Origin of the sequence: Microbacterium sp. HMH0099, assembly GCF_049384025.1 — a bacterium.
GTDB lineage: Bacteria > Actinomycetota > Actinomycetes > Actinomycetales > Microbacteriaceae > Microbacterium.
On record NZ_JBMRJR010000004.1, the window covers coordinates 252,260 to 264,382 of the forward strand.

A 12,123-nucleotide genomic window follows, 5' to 3' on the forward strand; every position below is an offset into this window, starting at 1 on the left:
CGTGAGCTGGCTCGACGACAGCGACGACGACGACGATCTCGACTACGACGAGTCGTCCATCCGGGTCCGCCCGAATCCCAAGGCGAACCGTCCGCGGACCAAGCGGCGTCCGGCACACGCCGACGCGCAGATCGCGCGCGTGCTCGGCGTCGACCGCGGTCGGTACACGGTGCTCGTCGACGAGGACGGACCGGACGAGCGCCGCATCCTGGCCACCCGCGCCCGCGAGCTCCGCAAGCAGCCCATCGTCAACGGCGACCGCGCCCGCGTCGTCGGCGACCTGTCCGGCGACGAGGGCACCCTCGGTCGCATCGTCGGCATCGAGGAACGCACGTCGCTGCTCCGCCGGAGTGCCGACGACACCGACCAGGTGGAGCGCGTCATCGTCGCCAACGCCGATCAGATGCTCATCGTCGTCGCCGCCGCCGACCCCGAGCCCCGCGCGCGGCTCGTCGACCGCTACCTCGTCGCGGCGCTGGACGCCGGCATCCGCCCAATGCTCGTCGTCACGAAGACCGACCTCGCCGACCCGAGCGACTTCCTCGCCCACTTCGAGGGCGTCGACCTCCGCGTGTTCACGAGCGCGCAGGGCGACATGCCGGTCGAGCGCATCGGCGAAGCCCTCGTGGGGCACTCGACCGTGTTCGTCGGACACTCCGGGGTGGGCAAGTCCACGCTCGTGAACGCGCTCACCGGCTCCGAACGGGCGATCGGGCACGTCAACGTCGTCACCGGCCGCGGCCGGCACACGTCGTCCTCCGCCGTGTCGCTGCGCTACCGCGGGTCGGGCGGCTCCGGCTGGGTCATCGACACCCCGGGCGTCCGCTCCTTCGGGCTGGGGCACGTCGATCCGTCGAACGTGCTCGGGGCCTTCACCGACCTCGCCGCCGTCGCGGAGGAGTGCCCCCGCGGCTGCACCCACCTGCCCGACGCCCCGGACTGCGCGATCGCCGAGGCCGTGGCATCCGGTCGCCTGGGTCCCGGCGGACCCGCCCGACTGGACTCGCTGCACCGGCTGCTGACGACGTTCCAGGCGATCGAGCGCTCTAGGCTGGAGGGGTGACGAACCTCGAACCCGGCTCCGCCGCGCCCGACTTCACCCTGCTCGACCAGGACGAGCACCCCGTCTCGCTGAGCGACTTCCGCGGTCGCCGCGTCATCCTCTACTTCTACCCCGCCGCGCAGACGCCCGGCTGCACCACGCAGGCGTGCGACTTCCGCGACAGCCTCGCCTCGCTGCAGGGGGCCGGCTACACGGTGCTGGGCATCTCGCGCGACACCCCCGAAAAGCTCCGCGCGTTCCGCGACAGCGACGGCCTGACCTTCCCGCTGCTCAGCGACCCCGACCACGCCGTGCACGAGGCGTACGGCGCCTGGGGCGAGAAGCAGAACTACGGCAAAACGATCACCGGTGTGCTCCGCTCGACCTTCGTGGTCGACGAGGAGGGCGCCGTCGTCGAGGCGCTCTACAACGTCAAGGCGACGGGTCACGTCGCGCGTCTGCGCAAGACGCTCGGCCTCGCCGCGGCCTGAGTCGCGCGCGGGCCGCCGACTCTCAGGCGTCGTCGCGACGCGCGCGCGGCGCCGCCTGACGCACGGCGAGGATCAGCAGGATCAGGCCGACCACGGCCGGCACGGCGATCAGCGCCGCGACACCGGGCTCGGCCCACTCCCCCGTGACGGCGCCGAGCGCCACCGACAGGATGAGCAGCTGGGTCACGATCCCGCCGGACCGGCCCGCCGACACCCCGCGCGCCGTCGCCACGGCGAAGGCGCCGACGGCGACCGCTCCGATGACGGTGAGCACGATGAGTGCGATCGAGCTGGTGACGGAGTCGGTGTCGCCGCCGGCGAGGGCGACGACCTGCCATGCCGCGAGGGCCAGGATGCCGATCGCCTCGACGGCCAGGACGGCGGCGGCCAGAAGACGGACCGGCATGGAGCGGCATCCTCTCGGAGACATGTTTCGCCGACGTTGCTCGCTGGAAACCTGCCGGTTACCTCTTGATCGGCCGGAAGCGCTGTGGGAGCATGGAAAAAGCCGTGTGCTCCCACAGCGACGTGGGGCGAGCAATCGCTCGCATTTCCCACAAGGGTACCGGACCCGAACACCGGTGCCCGAATCACAAGAAATTTTCGCAACAAGGAGCACCCCCATGGACTGGCGTGATAAAGCAGCCTGCCTGACCGTCGACCCCGAGCTGTTCTTCCCCGTCGGCAACACCGGCCCGGCCGTCGACCAGATCGAGAAGGCCAAGTCGGTCTGCGCGCGCTGCACGGTGACCGAGGTCTGCCTGCAGTACGCCCTCGAGAGCGGTCAGGACTCGGGCGTGTGGGGCGGTCTCTCCGAGGACGAGCGTCGCGCCCTCAAGCGCCGCGCCGCCCGCGCCCGCCGCGCCTCCTGACCTCGCGGTCCCGCTGAAGAACCCGCCCCCGAGGGGCGGGTTCTTCGCATTCGGGGCGGGTCAGCCCGCCGAGCGGTCGATGTAGCGCAGCGGGATCTCGATCGTGACCTCGGTGCCGTTGCCCATGAGGGTGTGCCAGTCGATCGTGCCGCCCAGCTCGCCCTGGATGAGGGTGCGGACGATCTGCGTCCCGAGACCCCGACCGACCTGCCCCTCGGGCAGACCGACGCCGCTGTCGCGGACGCGCACCTCGAGCATCTCGTCGCCGCGCTCCGCCGCGATCTCGACGTCGCCCTCCTGCCCGGCCAGGCCGTGCTCGACGGCGTTGGTGACGAGCTCGGTCAGCGCGAGAGCCAGCGGGGTGGCGTACTCGCTCGGCAGCGTCCCGAAGCGTCCCGTCGAGCGCGTGCGCGCCCGGGTGTTCGGTGCGGCGGCCACCTCGGCGACGAGCTTGAGCACCCGCGCGAAGACGTCGTCGAAGTCGACGTTCTGCGCCAGGCCCTCCGACAGCGTGTCGTGCACGACCGCGATCGCGGAGACGCGGCGCATGGCCTGGGTCAGGGCGTCCCGCGCCTCGTCGGAGTGCGTGCGACGCGCCTGGATGCGCAGCAGCGACGCGACGGTCTGCAGGTTGTTCTTGACGCGATGGTGGATCTCGCGGATCGTCGCGTCCTTGGTGATGAGCTCCTGCTCCTGATGACGGATCTCCGTCACGTCCCGGCTCAGCACGATCGCGCCGATGCGGGTGCCCCGGTCGCGCAGCGGGATCGTCCGCAGCGACACCTGGACGCCGCGCGCCTCGATGTCCGCGCGCCAGGGAGCGCGGCCGGTCACGACGATCGGCAGCGACTCGTCCACGTCGCGGCGCTTGGCCGGCAGGATGCGGGACGTCACCTCCGCCAGGGACTCCCCCTCGAGCTCGTCGTCGAAGCCCATGCGGTTGAAAGCCGAGAGGGCGTTGGGGCTCGCGAACGTGGTGATGCCGTCCACGTCGAGGCGGATGAGGCCGTCCGACGCACGCGGGGCGCCGCGCCGCGGGGAGGTCGGGGCCTTGAGGTCGGGGAACTCGCCCGACGCGATCATCCCGAAGAGGTCGTCGGCGCAGTCGTTGAAGGTGATCTGCTGCCGGGAGGGGGTGCGCGCCTCGCCCAGGTTGGTGTGGCGCGTGAGGACGCCGACCGTGACCTCTGCGCGTCCGTCGCGGGCGAGCGTGCGCACGATGGGGACGGCCCGCACGCGCGTGGGCGTCTCCTCGAACCAGTCCGGGGAGGCCGAGTCGACGATACGCCCGCTCTGGAACGCCTCGCGCACCTGCGTCCGCCACTGCGGGCGCACCCGGTCGCCGACGATGTCCCGGTAGAACAGCGTCGCCGCTCCCCCGGGCCGCGTGTGCGCGACGGCGACGAACGAGTCGTCGGGGGTCGGGACCCAGATCACGATGTCGGCGAAGGCGAGGTCGGCCAGCAGCTGCCCGTCGCCGGCGAGGCGGTGCAGCCACTCCACGTCCTCTTCGCTGGAACGGCCCTGGGCGTAGACGAGTTCGCTGAGTGTCGACACGCGACCAGCCTATTCTGCGGGCGACCCGGCCCCGCCCGCGGGGGTCGTCGCGCCGACGGGCCGACGGGTGAGGCACGGGTCCGGCAAGGGTGACGTCGGCGCCGCTGACGGGTGATGTGATGCGGCGTCGACCGGTGAATCCCCTGCCCCGGCTTCTCCACAGGTCCCGGTTCTCGTGGGAGTGCATGCCCCGGGTGTGCTCTACTGGCCGCGACGACGCCCCCCGATCACCGTCGGCACACGATCGAGGGAGCTCCCATGCCTGACACCACCGCACGACGGTCGCCGTCCGAGACGCGCACCGAGCAGCCGCCGTCCCTGGCGCTCGTCCCTGCCGACCCCGACGCGGCGAGCGGGCACGGCGAGCTGCCCGACCCGCTGCCGCTGGTTCACGCCCTCGTCCGGGGCCTGCTGGAGGTGCTCTCCGGCGTGCGGGAGGCCGAGCAGATGTCGCGGTGGTTCAGCCAGGACGCCTACCGCGCCCTCGTGACCCGCGCCGGACTCGCCACCCGGGCCCGGAGCGCCCGGAACACCCCCGCACAGCGGCCCCACTACGGCATCCGCAGCGTCCATCTGTCGTCGCCGGCCGACGGTGTCGTCGAGGCCGCCGCGGTGGTCGCCGCCCGGGCGCGCACGCGGGCCGTCGCCCTGCGCCTCGAGGCCACCGAGCGACGGTGGCGCGTCACGGCCGCGGCGCTGCTGTGACCCGCCGTGCCGCGCCCTCCACGGCGGCCCGTCGCGTCAGGGACGCCAGGTGGACAGGAAGTTGCCCAGCCGCTCGATGGCGTCCGTGAGCACACGCGCCTCGGGCAGCGTGACGATGCGCACGTGGTCCGTCGACGGCCAATTGAAGCCCGACCCCTGCACGAGGAGCACGTGCTCCGCGATGAGGAAGTCGTGCACGAACTTCGCGTCGTCGGGGATCTCGTACACCTCGGGGTCGAACCGCGGGAAGGCGTAGAGCGCGCCGCGAGGACGCACGCACGAGACGCCCGGGATGGCCTCGAGACCCTCCCACGCCGCGTCGCGCTGCTCGTGGAGCCGGCCCGTCGGCGCGATGAGCGAGTCGATCGACTGCACGCCCGACAGCGCGGCCTGCACCGCGTACTGCGCCGGGACGTTCGGGCACAGGCGCGTGGAGGCCAGGAGGTTGATGCCGTGGAGGAAGCCCTCGGCGTGCTCCTTCGGGCCGGTGATGGCGAGCCAGCCCGACCGGTAGCCGGCGACGCGGTACGTCTTGGAGAGGCCGTTGAAGGTCAGGCACAGCAGGTCGGGGGCGATCGTCGCGAGGGGAATGTGCTCCGCGTCGTCGAACAGGATGCGGTCGTAGATCTCGTCGGCCAGCAGCAGCAGCGAGTTCTCGCGTGCGATCGCCGCGATGCCCTCGAGGACCGCCCGCGAGTAGACGGCCCCGGTCGGGTTGTTCGGGTTGATGACGACGATCGCCTTGGTCCGCGGCGTCACCTTCGAGCGGATGTCCTCGAGGTCGGGCTGCCACTCGTTCGTCTCGTCGCAGACGTAGTGCACGGGGGTTCCACCGCCGAGGCTCGTCATCGCGGTCCAGAGCGGGTAGTCCGGGGCAGGGATGAGCACCTCGTCGCCCTCGTCCAGCAGCGCCTGCATGGTCATCGTGATCAGCTCGGAGACGCCGTTGCCGAGGTAGACGTGGTCGGGATCCAGGTGCGGGAAACCGGGGGTCTCCTCGTAGCGCGAGACGACGGCGCGACGCGCGGACATGATGCCACGGCTGTCGCTGTACCCGTGGGCGCGCGGGATGGACGCGATCATGTCGCGGACGATCTGGTGCGGCGCCTCGAACCCGAACGACGCCGGGTTGCCCGTGTTGAGCTTGAGGATCGTGTGCCCCTCGGCCTCGAGCCGGTCGGCCTCCACGAGGGCCTCTCCACGGATCTCGTAGAGGACGTCCTTCAGCTTCGATGACTGGTCGAGGGGGCGCAGCGGGCTCATCGCCTCAGGATATCCCCGCTCCACAGCGGCCAATCGACCCCCCGTGGACCGCCCGCCCTCCGGACGACGGGACCTCCGCCGGCCGCGACGGACCCCCGGACGACGGATGCCGCGACCGGGGCGTCCGGCCCCCGTCGCGGCATCCGTGGTCCCTGCTTACTTCTTCTTGCCGGTGGTGCGACGCTCCGCGCGGTTGTTCGCGGCGGCCGGCTCGGCCACCTCGGTGCGCTGACCGAACGCTCCGCGCGGGCCGGTCGCGGCCGCGGCCTCGGCGGGCGGCGCGGACGACGAGGCCGCCGCCGCCTGACGCAGGCGGTTGGTCGCGGCCTGCTGCACCTGTCCGCGGTCGTTGCGGACCTCGACCTCGCCGGCGTCGTTGGCCGCCGAGTACTGCAGACGCTGCCCCTCGACGGGAGCGGCGGTCAGGCCCTTCGCCTCGACCTCGGCGCTGTCGCCCTCGACCTTCTTCACCTCGACCTCGAGGTTGTAGAGGTAGCCGACCGACTCCTCCTTGATCTGCCCCATCATCGACTGGAACATCTGGTATCCCTCGCGCTGGTACTCGATGAGCGGGTCGCGCTGGGCCATGGCGCGCAGGCCGATGCCGTCCTTGAGGTAGTCCATCTCGTAGAGGTGGTCGCGCCAGCGGCGGTCGAGCACCTGCAGGACGACGCGGCGCTCGAGCTCGCGGACGGCCTGCTCCCCGAGCGTCTCCTCGCGGTTGTGGTACGCGATGCGGGCGTCCGAGATGATCTCGCGCTTCAGGCCCTCGGCCGTGATGCGGCCGCGGTTGCCGCCGGCCTCGGCGACGACCTCGTCGATCGTCACTCCCACCGGGTACAGGGTCTTGAGCTCCGTCCACAGGGCGTCGAAGTCCCAGGACTCGGTGTGCCCGTTGCTGGTGTGGTCGTCGATGACCGCGGTGATCGCGTCCTCGATGAAGTGCTGCACGCGGTCGGCGATGTCGTCGCCCTGCAGCATGTGGCGCCGGTCGGCGTAGATCGCCTCGCGCTGACGGTTGAGGACGTCGTCGTACTTCAGCACGTTCTTGCGCATCTCGGCGTTGCGGGCCTCGACCTGGGACTGGGCGCTCTTGATCGCGCGCGAGACCAGCCCGGACTCGATCGCGACGTCGTCGGGGAAGTTCGTGCGGGCGAGGATGGCCTCCGCGGCGCCGGACTGGAACAGGCGCATGAGGTCGTCGGTGAGCGACAGGTAGAAGCGGCTCTCGCCGGGGTCGCCCTGACGGCCCGAGCGACCGCGCAGCTGGTTGTCGATGCGGCGCGACTCGTGGCGCTCGGTGCCGAGCACGTAGAGACCGCCGGCGTCGACGACCTTCGCGGCCTCCTCGGCCACGGTGTCGCGCGTCTGCTGGTAGACGGAGTCCCACTCGGACTCGTACGCGTCCGGGGTCTCGACGGGGTCGAGGCCCTTGGCCTTCATCTCCGAGACGGCGAGGAACTCCGCGTTGCCGCCGAGCATGATGTCCGTTCCACGACCGGCCATGTTGGTCGCGACGGTGACGGCGCCGAGGCGACCGGCACGCGCGACGATCTCGGCCTCGCGGGCGTGGTTCTTGGCGTTCAGGACCTCGTGGCGGATGCCCTTCTTGGCCAGCAGCCGGGAGAGGTACTCGCTCTTCTCGACGCTCGTCGTGCCGACCAGCACAGGCTGGCCCTTCTCGTGGCGCTCGGCGATGTCCTCGACGACCTGGGCGAACTTGGCGGTCTCGTTCTTGTAGACGAGGTCGGCCTGGTCCTTGCGGATCATCGGCTTGTTGGTCGGGATGGGGACGACGCCGAGCTTGTAGGTCGACATGAACTCGGCGGCCTCGGTCTCGGCGGTACCGGTCATGCCCGAGAGCTTGTCGTACAGGCGGAAGTAGTTCTGCAGCGTGACGGTCGCCAGCGTCTGGTTCTCCGCCTTGACCGGCACGCCCTCCTTGGCCTCGATGGCCTGGTGGATGCCCTCGTTGTACCGGCGACCGACCAGGATGCGGCCGGTGTGCTCGTCGACGATCATGACCTCGTCGTTCATGACGACGTAGTCGGTGTCGCGCTTGAACAGCGCCAGCGCCTTGATCGAGTTGTTGAGGAACGAGATGAGCGGCGTGTTCGCGGACTCGTAGAGGTTGTCGATGCCGAGGTAGTCCTCGACCTTCTCGATGCCGGGCTCGAGCACGCCGATCGTGCGCTTCTTCTCGTCGACCTCGTAGTCGACGCCGGCCTCGAGCGTGCGGGCGAGCTTGGCGAACTCGGCGAACCAGCGGTTCGCCTCCCCCGACGACGGGCCCGAGATGATCAGCGGCGTGCGCGCCTCGTCGATGAGGATCGAGTCGACCTCGTCGACGATGGCGAAGAAGTGCCCGCGCTGCACGAGGTCCTCCTTGCGCCAGGCCATGTTGTCGCGCAGGTAGTCGAAGCCGAACTCGTTGTTCGTCCCGTAGGTGATGTCGGCCTCGTACTGCTCGCGGCGCACCTCGGGGGTCTGACCCGCGACGACCGTCCCGGTGGTCATGCCGAGCGCGCGGTAGACGCGGCCCATGAGCTCCGACTGGTAGCTCGCGAGGAAGTCGTTGACCGTGATGACGTGCACGCCCTTGCCCGCGATGGCGTTGAGGTACGCCGGCAGCGCCGCGGTCAGCGTCTTGCCCTCACCGGTCTTCATCTCGGCGATGTTGCCGAGGTGCAGGGCCGCGCCGCCCATGATCTGGACGTCGTAGGGGCGCTGACCGAGCGTGCGCTTGCCCGCCTCGCGGACGGCGGCGAAGGCCTCGGGCATCAGCTGGTCGAGGGTCTCGCCCGCCTCGTACCGCGCACGCAGCTCGACGGTCTCGTTGCGCAGCTCCTCGTCGGTCAGCTGCTCGTAGTCCTCTTCGAGGGCGCCGGTCGCCTTGACCACGCCCTGCAGCCGTCGCAGGATGCGTCCCTCTCCGGCGCGCAGCAGTTTCTCGAGCGGATTGGCCACGAAGCATCTCCATCTGTCGGGTGTCGCGTCCACACAGACGCCGGCATGCCCACAGGCATACCGGGGGCCATGTTAGTCGTGTTACCCGTTCGTGACCTGCGAGCGGGCGGGTTTCGGTATTCCGGCGTTCGCGCCCGCAGCGAACACTCGGCGACGCCGCCGGGTACGCGGCCTAGGATCGTGCCATGGCTGGGTTCTGGGGCAAGAGGAAGCGCGAAGAACAGGATGCCGCGGATGCCGACCTGGCACGACGCGCCGAGCTGGCGATCGTCGCGGCGGACGAGCGGGTGCGCCTCACCTCCGACGAGCTCGACTTCGCCCGGGCGGAGCTCGGCGACAAGGCCGTCGAGGACCTCAAGGCCGCTCTGGACTCGGTGCGCACGCACCTGGCCGAGGCCTTCCACCTGCACCAGCTGAACCACGACGAGATCCCCGACACCCGCGAAGAGCTGCGCACCCGCAACGCGCGCATCATCCAGCTCTCGGAGTGGGCCGAGGACCTCCTCGAGGAGCGCACGCTCGTCCTCCAGCCGAAGATCGACGCGGTCCGCCGCGCGCCCGAGATCCTCGCCCGCGTCCGCGCCGACCGCGAGCAGCTCGCGGCGCGCGTCCCGCACGCCCGAGCGGTCGTCGAGCGTCTCGCCCACCGCTACAGCGACTCGGCGATGCAGCAGATCGGCGGCAACCCCGAGGAGATCGACCAGCTGCTGGACTTCGCCGTGCACACCGCGGGCGTCTCCGAGCGGCGCCGGGAGGCCGGCCAGCGCGAGCAGGCGTCGGTGGCGCTGGAGGCGGCGACGGAGGCGGTCCGCCGCGCCGAGTCGTTGCTGGACGCCGTCGACACCTTCGAGATCGAGGCCCTGCGCGCCGAGTCCACCCTCGCCGCCGTCGTCGACGACTCCCGCGGCGACCTCGTCGAGGCCCGCCGCGGCCCGCAGACCCCCGCGGTCGCCCAGGCCATGACGGCCCTGGAGCGCGCGCTCGCCGCCCTGCCGGCCTCGGGCACCCGCACCGACCCGTTTGCGGCGCTGTCCTCCCTGCGCCAGGCCAACGCCGACCTCGACACCGCTCGTGAGCGCGCGTCGCGGCCGGTGCCCTCGCAGGAGCAGGTCGACCACGCCGTGGACGACGCGGACCGGCAGATCGCGGTCGCGCGCGGGCTGATCACCGGCCACCGCGGCTGGGTCGGCGCCGACGCCCGCACCCGCTTCGTCGAGGCCGAGCGCCTGCGGTCGGGCCTCCCCCTGGGGCCGGTCCCCGAGGACGACCGCGAGACCGTGCTGGCGACCGCCCGCCGCGCCGGCGGCCTGGCCGCGGAGGCGCTGCAGCTCGCGCAGAACGACATCCAGCAGGGCCGTCCCGACGAGTGGAACGACGGCGGCTACGGCGGCAACGGCTGGGGCGGTCGCCCCCGCGGCGGCGGCATGGGCGGCGGCAACATGGTCGGCGGCATGCTCGGCGGTCTCGTCATCGGCTCGCTGCTCGGCGACATGTTCGACGGCTGAGCCCCGCTCCTCTCTCCGGCGGGGCGGACGGCGCCCCGCTCGCACACCCCACGGCTCCCGCGTCGCCCCGTGACGCGAGCGACGCCCCGCGGCATCCATGACGCCCGGCACTATCCGGCGAGCCCGGCGACAGCGACGACGGCCCCCGTCCCGGAGGACGGGGGCCGTCGTGACGGTCTGCGTCAGCTCGCCGCCTGCGCGGCCGGAGGCGCCTGCGTGCCGAGGGCGATGACGCCGTAGTCCCATCCCTTGCGGCGGTACACAACGCTCGGGTGATCGGTGCGCGCGTCGATGAAGAGGAAGAAGTCGTGGCCGACCAGCTCCATGCGGTCGACGGCGTCCTCGACGGTCATCCACTCGGCGTCGAACTCCTTCTGGCGGATGACGACCGGGGAGTAGTCCTGCTCGTCCTCGGCGGACGACTGGATGGGCACCTCGCCGGTCGCGACCGCGCGCAGCACATCGACGGAGGCGGGCTCGACGTCAATGCCCGACAGCTCGCCGGTGCCCTTCTCGAACCGTGCGCCACGGGGGTGGTTGCGGGCGTCGACGCGCTTCTCCTTCGCGCGCCGCACCTGCTCGGAGATCTTGTCGACCGCCAGGTCGAGCGCGGCGAACTTGTCCGCGTCGGTGGCCTCGGCGCGGACGACGGGGCCCTTGCCGTCGAGGGTGAGCTCGACGGTGTCGTCCTCCATCCGGCCGTTGCGGTACGAACGGTGCGTCACCTTGACCTCGAGGACGGTGGCGCGGGGCGCCAGATGCTCGATGCGACCGACCTTCTCTTCGACCACCGAGCGGAAACGATCGGTGATACCGACTCCCACGCCGACGATGTTGGTGTCCATCCGTGACCTCCTTGTTCCGGGTTCCGCCCGGAGAGGGCGGAACATCCGTCGCCTTCAGTCCCTCCCACGCTAGTGGCGCGGCACCGGGGTGTCACGTGGGAATCATCTGCTGTTCACCTCCCGATCCCCTGCGCGACGGCGTGTGCGCCAGCGCCACCGCCCGGACGGGCTCCGCGCCGGCCGCCCGGAGCGCCCGCACGGCTTCGGCCAGGGTCGCGCCGGTGGTCACCACGTCGTCGACCACGACCACCGCCCGTCCGCGCACCCCCCGCGCCACGACCGCGCCCGCGAGGTTCCGACGCCGCTCCTCCCGGTCGAGGCCGCGTTGATCGCGCGGGACACGCCGCAGGCGCAGGACGCGGACGGGACGACGCCCGGCCCGTCGGACGAGGAGCTCGACGACGACGAAGCCGCGCCGCCGGAACGCTGCGGCGCGCGTCGGGACGGTGGTCACGAGCACCGTCGGCGGGACGGCGGTCAGGACCGCGGCCAGCGCGGGGGCCAGGTCACGGGCGAGACCGGTCCGCCCCTCCTCCTTGAGCGCGCGGACGCAGCGCGCCACGACGCCCGAGAACGGCAGGGCGCACAGCACGGCCTCGCCCCCGGGCAGCCGGCGCGTCGACGGCCGGGCGGCGAGCTGTGCGCGGCACGCCGCGCACAGCGCCACGTCCAGCGCCCCGCATCCCGCGCACGCGATCGGAAGCCAGAACGACAGCGCCTCCTGCGCCGCCGCGCGCAGCGCGGCGGCGAACCGGCCCGCCCGGGAATCCGAGAGTGAGGTCATGCGGACCAGGCTGCCGGTGGCATCCCTCTCCCCGCTCGCCCTGCAGACGCATCCGTGGACGGATCCCCCGGACCGATGCCTGGGGAGGAGGG

At 71.8% G+C, this 12,123-nt stretch carries 11 protein-coding genes; 5 read left to right on the plus strand and 6 right to left on the minus strand.

All coding sequences use genetic code 11. The features are described from left to right. Nucleotide 1: 1 nt before the first annotated feature. On the plus strand, nt 2–1,063 hold the full coding sequence (gene rsgA, locus ACO03V_RS11265) for a ribosome small subunit-dependent GTPase A (RefSeq protein WP_423137648.1): 1,062 nt from the start codon (nt 2–4) through the stop codon (nt 1,061–1,063). After that, nucleotides 1,060–1,533, plus strand: coding sequence for a thioredoxin-dependent thiol peroxidase (gene bcp, locus ACO03V_RS11270; RefSeq protein ID WP_367729930.1), 474 nt, complete (start codon nt 1,060–1,062; stop codon nt 1,531–1,533). The genes rsgA and bcp overlap by 4 nt, the downstream gene beginning before the upstream one ends. 22 nt (nt 1,534–1,555) lie before the next feature. Here bcp and ACO03V_RS11275 read toward each other — a convergent pair whose 3' ends face one another. Next, nucleotides 1,556–1,939 (minus strand): histidine kinase, encoded by a 384-nt coding sequence (locus ACO03V_RS11275; RefSeq protein WP_367729929.1) that lies wholly within the window; start codon nt 1,937–1,939, stop codon nt 1,556–1,558. Nucleotides 1,940–2,156: 217 nt separating this feature from the next. On the opposite strand from ACO03V_RS11275, the gene ACO03V_RS11280 reads away from it, so the two are divergent. Then, nucleotides 2,157–2,405, plus strand: coding sequence for a WhiB family transcriptional regulator (locus tag ACO03V_RS11280; RefSeq protein WP_013583608.1), 249 nt, complete (start codon nt 2,157–2,159; stop codon nt 2,403–2,405). Between the two features lie 60 nt (nt 2,406–2,465). On the opposite strand, the gene ACO03V_RS11285 is transcribed toward ACO03V_RS11280, so the two are convergent. Continuing rightward, a complete protein-coding gene (locus ACO03V_RS11285; protein WP_367729928.1) occupies nt 2,466–3,962 on the minus strand; it encodes a sensor histidine kinase in 1,497 nt (498 codons plus the stop codon). 258 nt (nt 3,963–4,220) lie between these two features. Between ACO03V_RS11285 and ACO03V_RS11290 the strand changes: the two genes are divergently transcribed. Beyond that, nucleotides 4,221–4,667 carry an Rv3235 family protein gene (locus ACO03V_RS11290; protein WP_423137649.1) on the plus strand — a complete coding sequence of 149 codons (447 nt, stop codon included), beginning with the start codon at nt 4,221–4,223 and terminating at the stop codon, nt 4,665–4,667. 36 nt (nt 4,668–4,703) lie between these two features. Here the strand turns inward: ACO03V_RS11290 and ACO03V_RS11295 are convergent, their stop codons facing one another. Then, nucleotides 4,704–5,930 carry a pyridoxal phosphate-dependent aminotransferase gene (locus ACO03V_RS11295; RefSeq protein ID WP_423137650.1) on the minus strand — a complete coding sequence of 409 codons (1,227 nt, stop codon included), beginning with the start codon at nt 5,928–5,930 and terminating at the stop codon, nt 4,704–4,706. Nucleotides 5,931–6,086: 156 nt separating this feature from the next. Beyond that, complete coding sequence (gene secA / locus ACO03V_RS11300) at nt 6,087–8,897, minus strand: preprotein translocase subunit SecA (RefSeq protein ID WP_423137651.1); 2,811 nt, start codon at nt 8,895–8,897, stop codon at nt 6,087–6,089. A gap of 185 nt (nt 8,898–9,082) precedes the next feature. On the opposite strand from secA, the gene ACO03V_RS11305 reads away from it, so the two are divergent. Continuing rightward, on the plus strand, nt 9,083–10,402 hold the full coding sequence (locus ACO03V_RS11305) for a hypothetical protein (protein ID WP_423137652.1): 1,320 nt from the start codon (nt 9,083–9,085) through the stop codon (nt 10,400–10,402). 182 nt (nt 10,403–10,584) lie between these two features. Here ACO03V_RS11305 and hpf read toward each other — a convergent pair whose 3' ends face one another. After that, nucleotides 10,585–11,247: a ribosome hibernation-promoting factor, HPF/YfiA family gene (gene hpf / locus ACO03V_RS11310; protein ID WP_387055821.1), complete on the minus strand. Its 663-nt coding sequence runs from the start codon at nt 11,245–11,247 to the stop codon at nt 10,585–10,587. 91 nt (nt 11,248–11,338) lie between these two features. Beyond that, the gene (locus ACO03V_RS11315; protein ID WP_423137653.1) at nt 11,339–12,031 is read right to left on the minus strand and encodes a ComF family protein; all 693 of its coding nucleotides are present in this window, start codon (nt 12,029–12,031) and stop codon (nt 11,339–11,341) included. Nucleotides 12,032–12,123: the final 92 nt, after the last annotated feature.